13 protein-coding genes, 1 tRNA gene and 5 pseudogenes are annotated in these 18,918 nt (G+C 65.3%); 9 read left to right on the top strand and 10 right to left on the bottom strand.

From position 1 onward, the window contains the following. Nucleotides 1–26: 26 nt before the first annotated feature. The 5 genes and pseudogenes from ureC to ACZ1G0_RS10370 form a co-directional block, all read right to left on the bottom strand. On the bottom strand, nt 27–1,784 hold the full coding sequence (gene ureC / locus ACZ1G0_RS10390) for an urease subunit alpha (RefSeq protein ID WP_472736873.1): 1,758 nt from the start codon (nt 1,782–1,784) through the stop codon (nt 27–29). 12 nt (nt 1,785–1,796) lie between these two features. Then, nucleotides 1,797–2,189, bottom strand: coding sequence for a lysozyme inhibitor LprI family protein (locus ACZ1G0_RS10385; protein WP_472736872.1), 393 nt, complete (start codon nt 2,187–2,189; stop codon nt 1,797–1,799). Between the two features lie 92 nt (nt 2,190–2,281). Then, entirely contained in the window at nt 2,282–2,587 is a 306-nt protein-coding gene (locus ACZ1G0_RS10380; RefSeq protein ID WP_472736871.1) for an urease subunit beta, read from the bottom strand. A gap of 70 nt (nt 2,588–2,657) precedes the next feature. Then, nucleotides 2,658–2,960 carry an urease subunit gamma gene (locus ACZ1G0_RS10375; protein WP_472736870.1) on the bottom strand — a complete coding sequence of 101 codons (303 nt, stop codon included), beginning with the start codon at nt 2,958–2,960 and terminating at the stop codon, nt 2,658–2,660. A 1-nt stretch (nt 2,961) separates the two neighbouring features. Beyond that, nucleotides 2,962–3,676: pseudogene (locus ACZ1G0_RS10370) on the bottom strand (urease accessory protein UreD). A gap of 268 nt (nt 3,677–3,944) precedes the next feature. Between ACZ1G0_RS10370 and ACZ1G0_RS10365 the strand changes: the two are divergent. The 5 genes and pseudogenes from ACZ1G0_RS10365 (at nt 3,945) to ACZ1G0_RS10345 (ending at nt 9,179) form a co-directional block, all read left to right on the top strand. Beyond that, the gene (locus ACZ1G0_RS10365) at nt 3,945–5,462 is read left to right on the top strand and encodes an FAD-binding domain-containing protein (RefSeq protein WP_472736869.1); all 1,518 of its coding nucleotides are present in this window, start codon (nt 3,945–3,947) and stop codon (nt 5,460–5,462) included. Between the two features lies 1 nt (nt 5,463). Then, entirely contained in the window at nt 5,464–5,655 is a 192-nt protein-coding gene (locus ACZ1G0_RS10360) for a DUF2256 domain-containing protein (protein ID WP_472736868.1), read from the top strand. 71 nt (nt 5,656–5,726) lie between these two features. Then, the gene (locus ACZ1G0_RS10355; protein WP_472736867.1) at nt 5,727–7,865 is read left to right on the top strand and encodes a malate synthase G; all 2,139 of its coding nucleotides are present in this window, start codon (nt 5,727–5,729) and stop codon (nt 7,863–7,865) included. Nucleotides 7,866–7,868: 3 nt separating this feature from the next. Then, complete coding sequence (locus tag ACZ1G0_RS10350; RefSeq protein WP_472736866.1) at nt 7,869–8,297, top strand: GlcG/HbpS family heme-binding protein; 429 nt, start codon at nt 7,869–7,871, stop codon at nt 8,295–8,297. Nucleotides 8,298–8,404: 107 nt separating this feature from the next. Continuing rightward, a pseudogene (locus ACZ1G0_RS10345) lies at nt 8,405–9,179 on the top strand (gamma-glutamyl-gamma-aminobutyrate hydrolase family protein). 97 nt (nt 9,180–9,276) lie between these two features. Here the strand turns inward: ACZ1G0_RS10345 and tyrS are convergent. After that, entirely contained in the window at nt 9,277–10,530 is a 1,254-nt protein-coding gene (gene tyrS / locus ACZ1G0_RS10340; RefSeq protein ID WP_472737795.1) for a tyrosine--tRNA ligase, read from the bottom strand. Between the two features lie 64 nt (nt 10,531–10,594). On the opposite strand from tyrS, the gene ACZ1G0_RS10335 reads away from it, so the two are divergent. The 4 genes and pseudogenes from ACZ1G0_RS10335 (at nt 10,595) to pgi (ending at nt 15,460) form a co-directional block, all read left to right on the top strand. After that, nucleotides 10,595–11,665 carry an anhydro-N-acetylmuramic acid kinase gene (locus ACZ1G0_RS10335; protein WP_472736865.1) on the top strand — a complete coding sequence of 357 codons (1,071 nt, stop codon included), beginning with the start codon at nt 10,595–10,597 and terminating at the stop codon, nt 11,663–11,665. An 83-nt stretch (nt 11,666–11,748) separates the two neighbouring features. Further along, nucleotides 11,749–13,196, top strand: a pseudogene (gene zwf / locus ACZ1G0_RS10330) (glucose-6-phosphate dehydrogenase). Then, nucleotides 13,193–13,862 (top strand): annotated as a pseudogene (gene pgl / locus ACZ1G0_RS10325) (6-phosphogluconolactonase). Before zwf ends, pgl begins: the two co-directional pseudogenes overlap by 4 nt. Further along, on the top strand, nt 13,862–15,460 hold the full coding sequence (pgi, locus tag ACZ1G0_RS10320) for a glucose-6-phosphate isomerase (protein WP_472736864.1): 1,599 nt from the start codon (nt 13,862–13,864) through the stop codon (nt 15,458–15,460). Before pgl ends, pgi begins: the two are co-directional and overlap by 1 nt. A gap of 64 nt (nt 15,461–15,524) precedes the next feature. Here the strand turns inward: pgi and ACZ1G0_RS10315 are convergent, their stop codons facing one another. From ACZ1G0_RS10315 to ACZ1G0_RS10300, 4 genes and pseudogenes are all read right to left on the bottom strand, one after another. Beyond that, nucleotides 15,525–16,007 carry an acyl-CoA thioesterase gene (locus ACZ1G0_RS10315; RefSeq protein WP_472736863.1) on the bottom strand — a complete coding sequence of 161 codons (483 nt, stop codon included), beginning with the start codon at nt 16,005–16,007 and terminating at the stop codon, nt 15,525–15,527. Nucleotides 16,008–16,050: 43 nt separating this feature from the next. Continuing rightward, nucleotides 16,051–16,536, bottom strand: a complete 486-nt coding sequence (locus ACZ1G0_RS10310) for a hypothetical protein (RefSeq protein WP_472736862.1) — start codon at nt 16,534–16,536, stop codon at nt 16,051–16,053. 145 nt (nt 16,537–16,681) lie between these two features. Next, nucleotides 16,682–16,755, bottom strand: a tRNA-Gly gene (locus tag ACZ1G0_RS10305). Nucleotides 16,756–16,812: 57 nt separating this feature from the next. Continuing rightward, nucleotides 16,813–18,851, bottom strand: a pseudogene (locus ACZ1G0_RS10300) (ASKHA domain-containing protein). Nucleotides 18,852–18,918: the final 67 nt, after the last annotated feature.

Raw genomic sequence — 18,918 nt, 5'->3', positions numbered from 1 at the left:
ACCTTGGGTTGGTTCGGGGGGCAGCGCTAGAACATGAAATACCGCTGGGCCATGGGCAGCACCTCGGCCGGCTCGCAGGTCAACAATTCGCCGTCTGCGCGCACCTCGTAGGTCTCTGGGTTCACCTCGACATGGGGCAGGGCGTCGTTCAGCTTGAGGTCGCGTTTGCCAATGCCACGGGTGTTTTGCACCGCCACTGTGTCCTTGGCCAGACCAAGGGCCGCGCCGATGCCTTCGGCCTGGGCCGCTGCCGACACAAAGGTCACCGCCGAGCGTTCGACCGCGCGCCCGAACGCCCCCCACATGGGGCGCGAATAGACAGGCTGCGGCGTGGGGATCGAGGCGTTGGGATCGCCCATCTGCGCGCAGGCGATCATACCGCCCAGCAGGACCATCTCGGGCTTTACGCCGAAAAACGCGGGGTTCCACAGGCACAGGTCTGCGCGCTTGCCGACCTCGATGGACCCAATCTCATGGCTGATGCCATGGGCGATGGCGGGGTTGATCGTGTATTTCGCGATGTAGCGCCGCGCGCGCAGGTTGTCGTTGGCACCTGTCTCGTCCGCCAGTCGCCCGCGCTGGCGTTTCATCTTGTCGGCGGTTTGCCACGTGCGGATGATGACCTCGCCCACCCGGCCCATGGCCTGGCTGTCGGATGCGATGATGGAAAACGCGCCCATATCGTGCAGGATATCTTCGGCGGCGATGGTCTCGCGCCGGATACGGGATTCCGCAAAAGCCACATCCTCGGGGATCGATTTGTCCAAGTGGTGGCACACCATCAACATGTCGAGATGTTCTTCAAGGGTGTTGACCGTATAGGGCCGGGTCGGGTTGGTGGAACTCGGCAGGACATTGGCGTCACCGCAGATCTTGATGATGTCCGGCGCGTGGCCGCCGCCCGCGCCCTCGGTGTGAAAGGCGTGGATCGTGCGGCCCTTCATGGCCGCGACCGTGTTTTCGACAAACCCGCTCTCGTTCAGGGTATCGGTGTGGATCATCACCTGCACGTCCATAGCGTCCGCCACCGACAGGCAGCAGTCGATGGCCCCGGGGGTGGTGCCCCAATCCTCGTGCAGTTTCATGGCACAGGCGCCTGCGCGCACCTGCTCCTCCAGAGCGGCAGGAAGAGAGGCGTTGCCCTTGCCCGCGAAGGCCAAATTCATCGGAAAGGCATCCGCCGCCTGCAACATGCGCCCGATGTGCCAAGGGCCGGGCGTGCAGGTGGTGGCCAGCGTGCCGTGCGCAGGCCCCGTGCCGCCGCCCAGCATTGTGGTCAGGCCAGAGTGCAAGGCATCTTCGATCTGTTGCGGGCAGATGTAGTGGATATGGCTGTCGAAGCCGCCTGCTGTCAGGATGCGTCCTTCGCCCGCGATGGCCTCGGTACCCGGGCCAACGATGATGTCCACGCCGGGTTGCGTGTCGGGGTTGCCGGCCTTGCCGATGGCGGCGATCCGTCCGCCGCGCAGGCCGACATCGGCCTTGTAAACGCCCGTGTGATCCAGGATCAGCGCGTTGGTGATCACCGTGTCCACCGCCCCCTCTGCCCGGGTGGTTTGCGCCTGTCCCATGCCATCGCGGATGACCTTGCCGCCGCCAAACTTGACCTCTTCGCCGTAGATGGCGGCATTGGCACCGGATCCGCCCGTGGCCCGGCCCACGGCTTCGGCGGTCAGGTCACGCTCGACCTCGATGAAGAGTTCGGTGTCCGCCAGCCGCACCTTGTCGCCCGTGGTGGGGCCATACATGGCGGCATAGTCAGCGCGTGAGATCGTGGTGGCCATGTAGCCGTCCTTTCAGTTCGTTTCGCCATAGTACCGCAGGTCTTCCGTGCGCCTGCGGGTCAGTTTCTCCAGACAGCCAAGGAAGATCATGTTCTGCCCGGTGCCGCCCCGCCACATTGTGCTCTCGGCCCCGCAGGCCCGGTCGCGGAATGTGATCCAAGCACGCTGGGCATCGCGCAGCATCTCCGCGTTGGTCGGGGTCCAGTCCATGCCTTCGTCGGATGCCCGCGCTTGGTCCATGGCCAGCCCGTAGGCCAGGTTCAGGTCCTCATCTGCGGCCCGGTAGGCCGCGTCTGCGCAATAGGTCATCTCAAACGTGTTCATCGCGTTTTCGCAATCCACGGTTTGCGCTTCGGCTTGGGACAGGCCCGTCATCAACAGTGCCGCCAAGAGGGTATGTTTCATCTGCACCGGTTTTCCTTCCATCGTGGTCAGTCAATCGCACAGGGGCAAGGCATTCGCCGGCTCTGCCTTCGGGGTCGTGGCGGCCCGTTCCATCACAGCGCGCCCATCACCTGTTGATTGAACCCGTAAATGCGGCGCGCGCCACCGATCTCGATCAGGTGCACCTCGCGCACTTGGCCGGGCTCGAACCGCACGGCGGTGCCCGCGGCGATATCCAGCCGCCGCCCCCGTGCCGCATCCCGGTCGAAATCGAGCGCGCCGTTGGCCTCGGCAAAATGATAGTGACTGCCCACCTGCACCGGGCGGTCGCCGGTGTTGGCCACCCGCAAGGTGATCGCGGTCTTGTCGGCGTTCAGGGTGATCTCCCCCTCCGGGGTTAGAACTTCACCTGGAATCATGGCGCTGTCGCCTCCTTCATTGGGTTCCAAATACCCACAACCCTGTCGGATCGGGCCTGTCGGATCGGGCCTATCGGATCGGGTTGTGGACGGTGACCAGCTTGGTGCCGTCTGGAAAGGTCGCCTCCACCTGCACATCGTGGATCATTTCGGCCACCCCCTCCATGCACATGTCGCGGGTGATGATCTGGGCACCGGCCTCCATCATATCCGCCACAGACCGCCCGTCCCGCGCACCCTCGACCACGGCATCGGTGATCAGGGCGATCGCCTCGGGGTGGTTCAGCTTGACGCCGCGCGCAAGCCGCTTGCGCGCGACCTCGGCGGCCATGGCGATCAGCAGCTTGTCTTTTTCTCTGGGGGTCAGGTTCATGTCACAGCTTCCAAGGTCGGGGCAGGGCGGCGTCGCACAGCCGCTCCAGCAAAGGGATCAGGGTCACGCGCAGGGCGTGGGCGTCGCGGGCCAGCACGCGGCCCACAAGGATATCCGGGGCCAGCAGGCTGAGACCCGCCGTGGCAGGCAACTCCGGGCGCAGGGCGTCGCGCATGGCCTCGGCATCCGGGCCGATGTGCACAAGGCTGGCCATGGCCTGTGCGCCGTCCGCCACGCCCGCGCGGGCCAGAGTTGCGGTGATGTCGCCCGCAAGGTCCACGCCGTCGCGGTAGACCAGCACGCCCCCGGACCACGTCGATCCGGTCGCGCAGGCGCGCGGCGCGCAGGGCCTCGCCCATGGCGGTCCGGCCGAACAACACAGGCTCCACCAATGTCAGGCGCGCGTCCCCGGCCAGTTCGACGGTCAAGGCGCGGTCCAGGTCGCAGCCGTCATACAGAATTGTCTCTTGCGGCAGCCAGTTGATCCGCCCCCCGGCCTCCGCTGTCAGGGTGGTGCGCACCCGTCCCGGGGCCGCGTCGATGCTGGCGTAGGCGCGCTCTGCGGCTTGGGTCGTCAGGGTCAGGGTGGCCCCAGCCTCGGCCCGGGCCTGCAAGGTAAACCGGTCTCCCCCGGTGATGCCGCCCGCCGTGTTGATCGTTACCGCCTGCAGGGCCCCGGTGCTGCGCGGGAACAGAACCTTCAGCGACCCTTCCATGCGCAAGTCGCCAATCCGGCTGGCCCCATCGCGTTGCTTGGCGGTCAGGCGCGCGGCCCCCTTGGCGCGCTGCGCGGGCATGGTGGACAGGTCTTTCATAACGCTCACCAAACCTGTCCCGACAGGCATGGCAACCGCTGCGGCGGTTTCCGCCGCCTCTCCGGGCGCTTTTGCACTGTGCTGCCTAATTTATGTGCAATGCCTTGGCGAGGGCTGCCTAAAATCTACCTCTTGTATTAACCAAAGCGTTCCGCAAATGTTCTAACTTATGACCAATCCCCGCCCCACGATTCTATGGTTCAAGCGCGACCTGCGCGTGTACGATAACCCCGCCCTCGTGCATGCGGCGCGCGCGGGGGGCGTCGTGGTGCCTGTATATATCGCAGAGCCTATGATGTGGGCCCAACCGGATGCCAGCGCGCGCCAATGGCGGTTCATCGAAGAATGTCTGGACGGTTTGGCCCAAGACCTTGGTGCCCTTGGCGCACCGCTGGTCGTGCGCACGGGCGACGCCGTGGCGGTCTTGCGTGCCTTGGTCGACCAGACAGGCGCTGGGCGGATCGTGGCGACCGAGGAAACCGGCACCGCGTGGTCCTTTGACCGCGACCGCCGCGTGGCGGCTTGGGCACGCGGGGCCGGGATCGACTGGGAAGAGGTGCCGCAATTGGGCGTGACCCGCCGCCTGGGCTCTCGGGATGGGTGGGCGCAGGGGCGCGAAAAGGTCATGCGCGCCGAACAACTGGCCCCGCCCGCCCTGCCGCCCCACGGGGTGGACCCGGGCACCTGGCCCTCGGCCCGGGATCTGGGCTTGCCGTTTGATCCGTGTCCGGGGCGGCAAAAGGGCGGGCGCGGGCAGGCGTTGACCCTGCTCGGCGGGTTTCTGACCGAACGGGGCCGCGACTATCGCAGCGCCATGTCCAGCCCCCTGGAAGGGGCCACCGCCTGTTCCCGTCTGTCGCCGCACATCGCCTGGGGCACCCTCAGCGTGCGCGAGGCGCATCAGGCGGGGCTGGCCCGGCGGGCGGAAACCAAGGGCACGCCTTGGGCCAAATCCATGCAAAGCTTTGTGTCCCGCGTGGCGTGGCGCGATCATTTCATGCAGAAGTTGGAGGATTTTCCCGCTCTCGACCGCCGCTGCCTGCATTCCGCCTACGAGGATTTGCGCCCCCGCACCCCCGACGCCGCGCGCCTTGCGGCTTGGGAAAAGGGGGAAACGGGCCTGCCCTTTGTGGACGCCTGCATGCGCAGCCTGATCCACACGGGCTGGCTGAACTTTCGCATGCGCTCGATGCTGATGGCGGTGGCCAGCTATCACCTGTGGCTGGACTGGCGCGCCACGGGGCCACACCTTGCGCGCATGTTCACCGATTATGAACCGGGCATCCATTGGTCCCAATGCCAGATGCAATCGGGCACCACGGGCATCAACACCCTGCGCATCTACAACCCCGTCAAACAGGGCACGGATCAAGACCCGACGGGCGCCTTCACCCGCCGCTGGTGTCCCGAACTGGCCGAGGTGCCCGATGGCCTGTTGCAGACGCCCTGGGCGTGGGGCGGGTTCGGCGGTTTGAAATACCCCGCGCCGATCGTGGACGTGGCCGCCGCCGCGCGCGCCGCGCGCGACCGGGTCTGGGCCGTGCGCCGGTCCAACACCTTTCACGCCGAGGCGCAACAGATCGTGGCCAAACATGCCAGTCGCAAGGACGGCGCGCGCCGGTTCACCCGCGACCCCGTGGCCCGCCCGCGCAAGGGCGATGACCGGCAGATGAGCCTGGACCTGTAACATGCCGAAAATGCGCAAAAAATCCGACCTGCCCACCAAGACCTGCGCCACCTGCGGTCTGCCGTTTACGTGGCGCAAGAAGTGGGAAAAGGTCTGGGACGAGGTGCGCTATTGCTCGGACCGGTGCCGCACGTCCAAGGGTCGTTCGAAAAATCGCGAAACACCTGATGGCAAAATTGGTCAAAAAATCTGACCCCTTTTGTTGCCTATCGGAAACAAGCGTTCTATCTCGGTGCACAAAGGAATACCGGGATGGAGAATACCGTGAGCCGCATTGAAAAACATGGCCTGCAAGTGGCCGCCGAACTGCATGATTTCGTGGAAACCCAAGCCCTGCCGGGTACAGGCGTTGCCTCCGAGGCGTTCTGGAAGGGCCTGTCCGATCTGGTCCACGACCTTGGCCCCAATAACCGCGCCCTGCTGCAAAAGCGCGAGGATATTCAGGCCCAGATCGACGCATGGCATATCGCGCACCGGGACGCGCCCCATGACCACGCGGCCTATGTCCGGTTTTTGCAGGACATCGGCTATCTGGTGCCCGAGGGCCCGGCCTTCGAGATCGACACCGCAGGCACCGACCCCGAGATTGCCAGCGTCGCCGGGCCGCAGCTGGTGGTGCCGATCACCAACGCCCGCTTTGCCCTGAACGCCGCCAACGCTCGGTGGGGCAGCCTCTATGACGCCTTCTACGGCACCGACGCCATGGGCACGACGCCCCCCAAGGGCGGCTATGATCGCGGCCATGGGGCCCGGGTTGTGGCCCGCGGCCGTGTGTTTCTGGATCAAGCCTTTCCGCTGGCGGGCACCTCCCACGCGGATGCGCGGCGCTACTACGTCAATGACGGTGCGCTGTTGGTGGATGACCTGCCCTTGGCGGACCCTGCGCAATTCGTGGGCTACCGGGGCCACCCCAAGGCCCCCGATGCAGTTGTGTTGAAAAACAATGGCCTGCACGTCGAACTTAAATTCGATCGCACCCATCCCATCGGATCGCGCGACCAATGCGGGCTGGCCGATGTGCGCATGGAATCCGCCGTCTCTGCCATCATGGACTGCGAGGATTCCGTGGCCTGCGTGGACGCCGAGGACAAGGTGCTGGCCTACCGAAACTGGCTGGGCCTGATGAAGGGCGACCTGATCGAGACGTTCGAGAAGGGCGGCCAGACCGTAACCCGCCGCTTACATGACGATATCACCTACACCGCCCCGGATGGCAGCGACCTGACCCTGAAGGGCCGCGCCCTTTTGCTGGTCCGCAACGTGGGCCACCTGATGACCAACCCCGCGATCCTGGACCGCGACGGCAACCAGGTCTTCGAGGGCATGATGGACGCCATGATGACCGTCCTGATCGCCAAGCATGACCTGGACCGGGCGGGCGGCAACTCGGTCCACGGGTCGGTCTATGTGGTCAAACCCAAGATGCACGGCCCCGAAGAGGTCGCCTTCTCGGACGAGCTGTACGGGCGCGTGGAACAGGCCCTTGGCTTGCCGCAATACACGGTCAAGCTGGGTATCATGGACGAGGAACGGCGCACCACCGTCAACCTCAAGGAATGTATCCGCGCCGCTAAATCCAGGGTGGCCTTTATCAACACGGGCTTCCTTGATCGTACGGGCGACGAAATCCACACCAGCATGGAGGCCGGGCCCTTCAGCCGCAAGGACTTCATCAAGCGCAAGGCGTGGATCGGGGCCTATGAAAACCTGAATGTGGACATCGGGCTGGAATGTGGCCTGTCGGGCCGCGCCCAGATCGGCAAGGGCATGTGGGCCATGCCCGACCAGATGGCCGCCATGATCGAGGCCAAGATCGAACACCCCAAGGCCGGGGCCAATTGTGCCTGGGTTCCATCCCCCACCGCCGCGACCCTGCACGCGCTGCACTACCACCAGGTGGATGTCTTTGCGGTGCAGGACAAGCTGCGCAAGGGCGGGCGGCGCGCCCATGTGGATGCGGTGCTGGACATCCCCCTGGCGACGTTCCGCAAATGGAAACCCGAACAGGTCATGCGCGAGGTCGAGAACAACGCCCAAGGCATCCTTGGCTATGTCGTGCGCTGGATCGACCAGGGGGTCGGCTGTTCCAAGGTGCCCGACCTGAACGACGTCGGCCTGATGGAGGACCGCGCGACCTGCCGGATCAGCGCCCAGCACATCGCCAACTGGCTGCACCACGGTGTCGTGGGCGAGCAGGAGGTCATGGCGACCCTGAAAAAGATGGCCGAGGTCGTGGATGGCCAGAACGCGGGCGACCCGCTGTATCGTCCCATGGCCCCGGGCTTTGAAGGTGTGGCGTTTCAGGCGGCCTGCGATCTGGTGTTCAAGGGCCGGGTGCAACCCTCGGGCTACACCGAACCGGTGCTGCATGCCCGCCGTCTGGAACTGAAAGCGAAAGGATAACCCATGGCCGAGATCACCCTGCGCAAGGCGCGCACGATCATTTCCAAAACCCTCGCCAAGGGCCGCGAGATGGACCTGAAACCCCTGTCGGTCGTGGTGCTGGACGCCGGCGGCAACGTCAAAGCGTTCGAGCGCGAGGACGGGGCCGCCCCGGGCCGGTTCCAGATCGCCCACGGCAAGGCCTATGGCGCCATCATGCTGGGCATGCCCGGCAGCGCCCAGATGGCCCGTGCCGAACAACAGGCCTATTTCATGGCCGCTGTGAACGGCGTCTATGGCGGGCAGGTGATCCCCGTGCCCGGTGGCGTGCTGGTGCGCGACAAGAAGGGCGCTGTGATCGGGGCTGTGGGTGTGACGGGGGACACCTCGGACAATGATGCGGCGGCAGCACTGGTCGGGATCGAGGCGGCCGGACTGATCGGGGACGCCTAAATCCTGTGCATGTGCGCCCGCGCAGGTCGTCTTGCGCGGGCGCACGCCTTGGCGCGCGGGCGGGCATGGTGTATCTGGGGCAAAATCTCGCAGTCACCGGGGGTCCCATGGCGCGTCCAATCGTAGGCATTATCGGCAACCACTATCTGATCAACGATGAATACCCCGCCCACGCAGGCGGCACCATGAACTCCGAAGCGGTGGCAGAGGTGTCCGACGCCCTGCCCATGTTGGTGCCCTCGGACCCGCGGTTCGTGACCGTGGAAGAGTTGATGGAGACCTGCGACGGCTTTCTGCTGACGGGGGCGGCCCAATGTCCACCCCGAGGAATACGGCGAGGAGGAGACCGACGCCCACGGCACCTTTGACCGCGCCCGCGACGCCATTGTCCTGCCGCTGGTGCGGGCCTGTGTGGCGCGGGGCCAGCCCTTCATGGGGATTTGCCGGGGCTTTCAAGAGGTGAACGTGGCCATGGGCGGGTCCCTGCACCCCGAAATCCGCGATCTGCCGGGCCGCATGAACCACCGCATGCCCCCCGACGGCACGCTGGAAGAAAAATTCGCGATCCGCCACAAGGTGACGTTTTCCGAAGGCGGCCCCTTCGCGCGGCTTTTCGGCGGGCGCGAGGTGATGACCAACACCCTGCACGGGCAGGGGATCAAGCGGGCCGGCGCGCGGGTGGTGATCGACGGTCATGCGGACGATGGCACGCCCGAGGCGATCTATATCGACGGCGCGCCGGGGTTCACGATGTCGGTGCAGTGGCACCCGGAATACCGCGCGGCGCAAGACCCCGTTTCGCGGCCCCTGTTCGAGGCGTTTGGCGCAGCCTTGCGGGACTGGAATGCGGGTGTGCGCCCGGGCGTGGCAAAGTCCGCCTAAGGGTTTGCGCCGGGCCTGCGGCCCGTCGCGACGCTGGGGAGGCGCTGCCTCCCCCAGACCCCCACCGAGGGTATTTGTGGAACAATGAGGGCGTTGGTCAGCCCAAGGTGATCAGGGCGTGGCGCTTCTTGCCCGCGCTGAGTTTGATCGGGTCGGCAAGATCTTGGGCGGTGATCATCTGGCCCGGGCTGGTCAGGGGGGCGTCGTTGAGGCGTGCGCCGTTTTCCTGGATCAGGCGCTTGGCGTCCTTGCCGGATTTGGCTAGGCCTGCGCGCACGATCAGTTGTGCCACGGAGATGCCGCCATCGGCCACGTCCGCGTCCGTCAGGGTCAGCGTCGGCAGGTCGTCGCCCGCGCCGCCCTTCTCGAACACTTCGCGGGCTGTGGCCTCGGCGGCGGCGGCGGCGTCGGCCCCGTGCAGCAGGGTTGTGACGGCGTTGGCGAGCACGATCTTGGCGTCATTGATCGCTTGGCCTTCCAGCGCGCCGAGGCGGTCACATTCGTCCAGCGGCAATTCGGTGTAGAGTTTCAGGAACCGGCCCACGTCCGCGTCCGTGGTGTTGCGCCAGAATTGCCAGAACTGGTAGGGCGACAGCATGTCTGCGTTCAGCCAGATCGCGCCGTCCTGGCTTTTGCCCATCTTCTTGCCGTCCGAGGTGGTCAGCAGGGGCGAGGTCAGCCCGAAAATCTGCGCATCCAGGGTGCGGCGCGTCAGGTCGATCCCGTTGACGATATTGCCCCATTGATCCGAGCCCCCCATCTGCAACAGACAGCCGTAGCGGGCGTGAAGTTCCATGAAATCATAGGCTTGCAGGATCATGTAGTTGAATTCGAGGAACGACAGGCTTTGTTCCCGGTCCAGCCGCGATTTCACGGATTCAAAGGCCAGCATGCGGTTCACGCTGAAATGCCGGCCCACGTCACGCAGGAAATCGAGGTAGTTCAGCGCGTCCAGCCATTCGGCGTTGTTGACCATCACCGCGTCCGTGGCGGCGTCACCGAAGTCCACATAGGCCGCGAACACTTGCTTGATGCCTGCGATATTGGCGTCGATCTGGTCCGGGGTCAGCAGGGGGCGTTCATCGGCGCGGAAGGACGGATCGCCCACCTTGGTGGTGCCGCCGCCCATCAGGACGATGGGCTTGTGCCCGGTCTTTTGCAGCCAGCGTAGCATCATGATCTGGATCAGCGAGCCCACGTGCAGGGACTTGGCCGTGGCGTCAAACCCGATATAGGCGGGCACGACCCCGGCCAGCAATGCGTCGTCCAGCGCCTGATAATCCGTACAATCGGCCAGAAAGCCGCGTTCCATCATCACGCGCAGAAAGTCAGATTTGGGGTGGTAGGTCATAGCACGGGCGTCCATCTTGTGATCAGGATCGTGTAACGCGGCGGTGCAGGAAGGTGAAGGGCATATGGAACCAGTTTGGGCCCTTGGGTTGATGTCGGGCACATCGTTGGACGGGGTGGACGGGGCGATGATCCGCACCGATGGCGACACGGTGGCCGAATTTGGCGACAGCCACTACCGCCCCTACACCGACGCCGAACGCGCGGTGCTGCGCGCGGCCCTTGGGCAGTGGCCCGGGGATGCGGTGGCGCAGGCGGCGGCGGTGGTCGAGGCCGCCCATGCCGAGGTGATCGCCTGCTTGCCCGGGGCGGCCTATGTAGGATTTCACGGACAGACCCTGGCCCATGATCCCGGCGGGCGCGGCACCCATCAGGCCGGGGACGGCAACCGCCTGGCCGAGGCGACTGGCCGCACCATCGTGTGGGACTTTCGCACGGCGGACGTGGCCCTTGGCGGGCAGGGGGCACCGCTGGCCCCGGTGTATCACCACGCGCTGGCCCGGCAGATCGGCGCGACGGCCCCTTTGGTGTTTCTGAACCTTGGGGGCGTGGGCAATCTGACGTGGGTGGACCCGGCGCAGGGGCCTCAGGCGCTGCTGGCCTTTGACACAGGCCCGGCCAATGCACCGCTGGATGATATCGCCGCCGCCCGGCTGGGCCGGGCCCGGGACGAGGGCGGGGCGGGGGCCATGGCCGGGCGCGCGTCGGACGCGATTGTGCAAGCCACCCTGTCGCGGGCCTTTTATGCACGGATGCCGCCGAAATCCTTGGACCGCGATGCCTTTGCCGATGCGATGGCCGCCACCGCCGCCCTGTCGCCCGAGGATGCCCTGGCCACCATGGTCGAGGTGGCGGCGCGGTCCGTGGCCGCAGGTCTGGACCATTGCCCAAGCCCGCCTGCGCGGGTGCTGGTGTGCGGCGGCGGGCGGCACAACCCGGCCCTGATGGCGCGGTTGTCGGCGCTGATCCCCTGCGATGTTGCCCCGGTCGAGGCGGTGGGCCTGGACGGTGACATGCTGGAGGCGCAGGCCTTTGCCTATCTCGCGGTGCGTGTTGCGCGCGGCTGGGCCACGTCCTATCCCGGCACCACCGGCGTGGCCGCCTGTGTGGGGGGCGGCCAAATCGCGCGGGTCTAGGGTGCTGGACAACGGGTGCGCGCGCCGTTATCACGCCGATGGTTAGCGCTAACACGCGCGCAGGAACAACGAGGATCAGCCCCATGGTGTCACGTGTCATTCCGGTCGACGACTTTGATTTGGTGATTTTCGGCGGCACCGGCGATCTGGCGCGACGCAAGATCCTGCCGGGCCTCTACCGCCGGTTCCAGGCAGGGCAGATGCCAGAGACCGCGCGCATCATCGGCGCGGCCCGGACCCAGCAAGACAGTGCTGCGTTCCGTGATTTCGTGGCCCAGGCCGTGGCGGAATTCGTGCCCGAACGCTGTCAGGACGCCGCCGTTCTGGCCGCGTTTCTGGAGCAGATCAGCTATATCACCGTGGATGCCCGGGGCACTGACGGCTGGGACGCACTGGCCCAGACCATGCGCCCCGGTGTGGTCCATGCCTTCTATTTCTCGGTGGGCCCTGGCCTGTTTGGCGACATCGCCGCGCGCCTGCGCAGCCACGGGGTGACCGATGACAATGCGCGGATCGTGGTGGAAAAACCCTTTGGCCGCGATCTGGCGACCGCACGGCAGTTGAACGCGGACCTCGCCGCCAGCTTTGACGAAACGCAGATCTACCGCATCGACCATTATCTGGGCAAAGAGACGGTGCAGAACCTGATGGCGATCCGCTTTGGCAATGTGCTGTTTGAACCGCTGTGGAACGCCCAGTACATCGACCACGTCCAGATCACCGTGGCCGAGACCGTGGGCGTGGGCGGGCGCGGGGCCTATTACGACAAATCCGGGGCCATGCGGGACATGGTGCAAAACCACCTGATGCAGCTGCTGTGCCTGACGGCGATGGAACCGCCGAGCCGGTTTTCCCCGATGCCGTGCGCGACGAAAAGTTGAAGGTGATCCGCGCGCTGGACCCTGTCGCCCCCGCCGACATCGTGCGCGGGCAGTACAAGGCGGGCGAACAGCCCAGCTATATCGAACACTCCGAAAACCCTGACAGCCGGACCGAATCCTTCATTGCCATGAAGGTCCAGGTCTCTAACTGGCGCTGGAACGGTACGCCCTTCTACTTGCGCACGGGCAAACGCATGGCCACGCGCCTGTCCGAAATCGTCGTGCATTTCAAGGATACACCCCACAACATCTTTGGCGACGAGGCGGGCACCAAGTCCAACGTCCTGACGATCCGTCTGCAACCGGATGAGGGGATCGAGCTGTCGGTGACGATCAAGGAACCCGGCCCCGGGGGGATGCGCCTGATGGATGTGCCCCTGGACATGACCTTTGCGGACGCCTTGGGCGAGGCGGCCGAGACACCGGACGCCTACGAACGCCTGATCATGGATGTGATCCGGGGGAACCAGACCCTGTTCATGCGCGGGGACGAGGTGGAGGCCGCGTGGGAATGGACCGACCCGATGATCGAGGGCTGGACCGCGCGGGGTGACAAGCCCCATCTGTACGCCCAAGGCTCCTCCGGCCCCGAAGAGGCGCTGATGCTGATGCACAAGGATGGCCGCCGCTGGGGGGATCTGGAACAATGAAGCTGATCGAATACCCCGACGCCGAGCTGATGATGCTGGATCTGGCCAACGTGATCACGGGGGCCTTGGAAAACGTCCTGCTGACCCAGGACCACGCCACCCTGTCTGTCCCCGGGGGGACAACGCCGGGGCCGATTTTTGACGCGCTGTCCGCCACCCATCTGGATTGGGCGCGGGTGCGGGTGATCCTGAACGACGAACGCTGGGTGCCCGAGGACAGCCCCCGGTCCAACACCGCCCTGCTGCGCGCGCGCCTTTGACCGGGCGGGCGGCGGCCGCGACCCTTGTGCCGCTGTACACCGATACGCCCACGCCCGAAGAGGGGTTGCCCCGCCTGCAAGGGGCGGTGGCGGGCGCGCTGCCGATCTCGGTCCTGTTGTTGGGGATGGGGGCGGATATGCACACGGCCTCCCTGTTTCCGGGGGCCGACAACCTGACGGCGGCCCTTGCCCCGGATGCGCCCCCCTGATGGCCATGCGCGCAAGCGGTGCCGGAGAGCCGCGCATCACCCTGACTGCCCCCGTCCTGCAAGGGGCGATGGAAACCCATATCGTGATCAAAGGCGCCGAAAAGCGCGCAGCCCTCGAAGTCGCGCGCGCCGCCGCGCCACAGGTGGCCCCCGTCGCCTGTGTCCTGTCCAACGCAATTGTCCACTGGTGCCCATGATGCCCGACCTGTCCACACACCTCGATCACCTGCGCGGCCTGACCGGCGCGGATATGCGCGACCTGCTGACGGACCCGGCTCGGGTGCCCGCCATGACCGCGCGTCTTGGGGACCTTGTCCTCGATTTCTCCAAGACCACGATCACGCCGGACGCCATGCAGGGCCTGCTGGCCATGGCCGAGGACGCGGGCGTGGTGGTGCGGCGCGACGCCATGCTGCGCGGCGACAAGATCAACGAGATGGAGGGGCGCGCCGTTCTGCACACCGCCCTGCGCCGCAGCGGTCCCGAGGGGCCCAGCGTGGACGGCACCCCCGTCATGCCCGATATCCTAAACACCCGCGCCCGCATGGCCGACTTCGCCCGGGCCGTGCGCAGCGGTGACTTCAAGGGGCAGGGGGGCAAGATCACCGATGTGATCAACATCGGGATCGGCGGGTCCGACCTTGGGCCCAAGATGGGCACCCTCGCCCTGGCCCCCTACCACGACGGCCCGCGCCTGCACTTTGTGTCCAACGTGGATGGCGCGGATTTTGCCGATGTCACCCGGGGGCTGGACCCTGCGACAACCCTTGTGATCGTCGCCTCCAAGACCTTTACCACGATCGAAACCATGACCAACGCGGCCACGGCCCGGGCGTGGATGGCGGAATTGGCAAACCCTGCGGCGCAATTTGCCGCCGTCAGCACGGCAGACGACAAGGTCACGGCCTTTGGCATCCCGCCCGAGCGGATGTTCGGGTTCGAGGATTGGGTCGGCGGGCGCTATTCCATGTGGGGGCCCATCGGCCTGCCCATGATGATCGCCGTGGGGCCCGAAAACTTCGAGGCGTTTCTGGCCGGTGGCGCCGCCATGGACGACCACTTTGCCACCGCCCCCTTGGCCGAAAACCTGCCCGTCCTGCTGGCGCTGGTGGGGATGTGGCACCATCAGGTCTGCGGCTATCCCACCCGCGCCGTGCTGCCCTATGACAACCGCCTGTCCCGTCTGCCCGCCTACCTGCAACAGCTGGAGATGGAGAGTAACGGCAAATCCGTCACCATGGACGGCACGCCTACGGGCCTGACCGGCCCCGTGGTCTGGGGCGAGCCGGGCACCAACGGGCAACACGCCTTTTACCAGTTGATCCACCAAGGCACGACGCCGGTGCCGTGCGAATTCATGGTGGCGGCCCTTGGGCACGAGGCGGATCTGGACCACCACCACCGCCTGCTGCTGTCCAATTGTCTGGCCCAGTCAGAGGCGCTGATGCGCGGCCGCACCCACGCCGAGGCGGCCGCCAAGATCGCAGGCCAGTTCGAGGGGGCCGAGCTGGACCGTCAGGCCGCCGCCCGGGTGTTCCCGGGCAACCGCCCCTCTACGACCCTGCTGTACCCGCGCCTGACGCCTTTCGTTCTGGGCCAGATCATCGCGCTTTATGAACACCGCGTGTTTGTCGAGGGGGTGATCCTTGGGATCAATTCCTTCGATCAATGGGGGGTGGAACTGGGCAAGGAATTGGCCACTGCCCTGCAACCCCTGATCGAGGGCGCAGATGCCAGCGGCAAGGACCCCTCGACCCAAGCCTTGCTGGCGCAACTGGCGACGTGGCGCGCCTGACATCCGGGCGGACCATGTTGCGGACGGCGGTGTTGGGGTATTTTTGACCCAATGAAGGGGGGCGTCAGCCCTCTGACCGGGCACCGTCGCGGGTTGTGATCACGTCGATCAGGGTTTGGGGCAGGGGTTTGCGCGTCACGGTGTCGTTTTCCATCAACACGATCACCGCATGGCCGATGGCACACATCTGCCCGCGCGCGAACACCGCGTACTGCATCTTCCAAGACGTGCGGCGAAAGGTCAGGGACCGGGCGGCCAGCACGTAGGTTTCGTCCAGATAAAGCGGCGCGCGATATTCCAAATCCACATTGCGCAGGACCAGAACCGGGCGGTTGGCGCTGTCGGCGTATTCCGAAATGCCATAGGCGCGCAGGTAATGGATGCGCAGGGTTTCGAACCACGACAGGTAGACCGCGTTGTTCACGTGATCCAACACGTCCAATTCATGGAACCGCACCCGGTCGGCCACGGCGAAGGGAAATTCGGGCGTGACACCATGGGCGGCGCGTTCCGCGGCGGACAGGGGGGTGAGGTAGGGCAAGGTCATGGCACAGACATTATCCCGATCCCGGCAGGGTGCAACCCGCGTCCTACCACCCTTCGCGGATCGCGCGGCAGTGGAGGCCCGCGTATTCCATGATCTCATCCCCGCCAAGGCCAGTGTCGTCTTCGGCAAGGCTGAAGCCAGGGGTGTCAAAGTGGCTTGGATCCACCGCACTGCCGTATTCCGCATACTTTTCTTGTGCCTCCGCAAGATCAGCTGCGATTGCTTGGTCAATGTGGTCATAGCCATCGGTTTCGGTATCCAAACCGCCTGGCACGATGACGCGCGCGGGTTCGACAAGATCATAAAGGTGATCATAGCCATCGCTACAGTTCGCCATGTCCACGCGGTGGTTCTGGTTGAAATTGGTGCGGATGATCTGGGATTTGAGTTCAGTGTCCACATCATTCGACAGGTCCTCGACCCCGCTTGACACCACAGACATGGTGGCCAGTCCCAGACCCACAAGTGCGGCCGTCAGGACGACCCAATCGACGGTCACAGCGCCGTCTTCGGAATTCAAAAAGTGCATCGCACGCTCCATACTTTCGATGGATGTCTAGCAGGCGATTGTGGCGGAATTTTGGACGCATGATTTTAGGCCCCAAAAAACCGACCTGCGCGAGACCATGCACGGGTTTCGCGCGACGCGTGCGGGATCATGCACGGGTGGGGGATGGAGCGGGTAACGAGAATCGAACTCGTAACTTAAGCTTGGGAAGCTCGCGTGATACCTTTTCACCATACCCGCGCTCCCGCGTCAGATAGCCAGCGGGGGCGCGCGCGTCAATGGCCTATTGGCCCTGTTTTACCCCCGTCTGCGGCGACGGCGGCCCCCGGCCTGATCCCCGCCAGACGCCCCGAAATTGTTCATCGGCAAGGGGGCAACCTTGGCCAATTCGGGAAAGGGATCCGTGGCGTGGGGGATGGCGTTGGCGTTCACGAAATGCTCCTGAAACTTGGGTTCAATCGCGGTTTCGATCTTGTCGATCCGCCCTACGAGTCCCTCGATTTCGGTACGCGCGCCGCGCGAACACAGGGCCATGCGCGCCCCATGACCTGCGGCGTTCCCCGCACTTGTGACCTGGTCCAGTGTGGCGTCGGGGATCATGCCCAGCACCATGGCATGCTTGGGGCTGATGTGCGCACCGAAGGCCCCGGCCAGCGTGACGCGGTCCACTTTGTCCACGCCCATCTCGTCCATCAATAGGCGTGCGCCCGCGTAAAGCGCTGATTTTGCGAGCTGAATAGCACGGATATCCCCTTGGGTCACCGTGATGCGCGGCCCGCCGTCGGCGCTGGCGTCATGGATCAGATAGGCGTTCACGCGCCCCTCTGGCTGGCACCGGGGGTGCCCGTCTGATCCGCCGACCCGATCAGGCCCGAGGGGTCCAGCAGGCCCGCCATGCGCATTTCGGCCACAGCTTCGATAATGCCAGAGCCGCAGATGCCGGTAATGCCAGTTGCGGCGGTCTGTGTGGCGAAGTCTGGATCGTCGGACCACAGGTCGCAGCCTATGACCTTGAAGCGCGGCTCCTTGGTGGTGGGGTCAATCTCCAGCTTTTCGATCGCCCCCGGGGCCGCGCGCTGGCCCGCACTGATCTGCGCGCCCTCGAAGGCGGGGCCCGTGGGGCTGGAGCAGGCCAGCACCTTGTCGCGGTTGCCCAGCAGGATCTCGGCGTTGGTGCCCACGTCCACCACAAGGACCAGATCGTCGGACTGATCGGGGCGTTCCGACAGGGCCACAGCCGCTGCGTCCGCGCCCACGTGCCCCGCGATACAAGGCAAAAGATAGGTGCGTGCGGCGGCGTTCAGAGCCTTGAGATCAAGGTCCCGCGCGTTCAGGTGCAGCGCGCCGGACGTGGCAAGGGCGAAGGGCGCCTGGCCCAGTTCCACCGGATCAATGCCCAGCAAAAGATGGTGCATGACGGGGTTGCAGACGATCACGGTTTCCACGATCTGGCGCGGGTCCACGCCGGCCTCTTGCCCCATGTCGGCGAACAGGGTGTCCATGCCTTCGCGCACGGCGCGGGTCATCTCCACGTCGCCGCCGGGGTTCATCATGGCGTAGCTGACCCGGCTCATCAGGTCCTCGCCAAAGCGGATTTGCGGGTTCATCAACCCGGAGGACGCTTTGACCGTGCCGTCAGACAGATCACACAGGTGCGCCGCGATGGTGGTCGAGCCGAGATCGACCGCAAACCCGTAGAGAGGGCCGTCGAAGAAACCGGGCCATAGGTCGAGCAACACGGGGTCGGATCCGGTCGGTTGGTGCACCGCAAGGGTTGCGGTCCAATGGCCCTTGCGCAGCATCGTCTGCAGGCGGGTCAGAACGCCAAGGGGCGCGGTCAGGCCATGGATATCCCATTGATCTGCAAGGGCTTTGGCCGTGCGTTCCAGATCGCCTGTGGGTTCGTGCATGTCGGGTTCCTGCACCTCTACATAGTAGAGGCGGGTGGCGGGATCCATGGTGATGGGGCGGTCGCTGGCGGCTTTGCGCACGACCTGTTTGTGCACTTGGCTTTCGGGGGGCACATCCACGACAACGTCGCCTTGCACCGTGGCCTGACACCCCAGGCGTCGCCCGTCCAGCAGGCCGCGCTTGTCCTTGTAGCGTTGTTCGACACTGTTCCATTCGGACAAAGCGTTTGCGGATACGGTCACGCCATGTTTCGGGAAGTCCCCGACACCGGGCGAAATCTGGCACTTGGAACAGATCCCGCGTCCGCCGCACACACTGTCCAAATCCACCCCAAGCTGTCGCGCGGCGGTCAGGATGGGGGTGCCGATGGGAAAGTTCCCGCGTTTGCCGGATGGGGTAAAGACGACGAGGGGGTCTTGGGACATCGGAAAGCCTCACATTACGAATTTTCGTACGAAAATTCGATTGGTGCAAAAATTCGTACGAATTTTT

The sequence above is a fragment of the Thalassobacter sp. HA4-2 genome (assembly GCF_055693705.1).
Note: the sequence above shows the minus strand (reverse complement) of the source record. Positions and strands in the feature narration are given on the sequence as shown.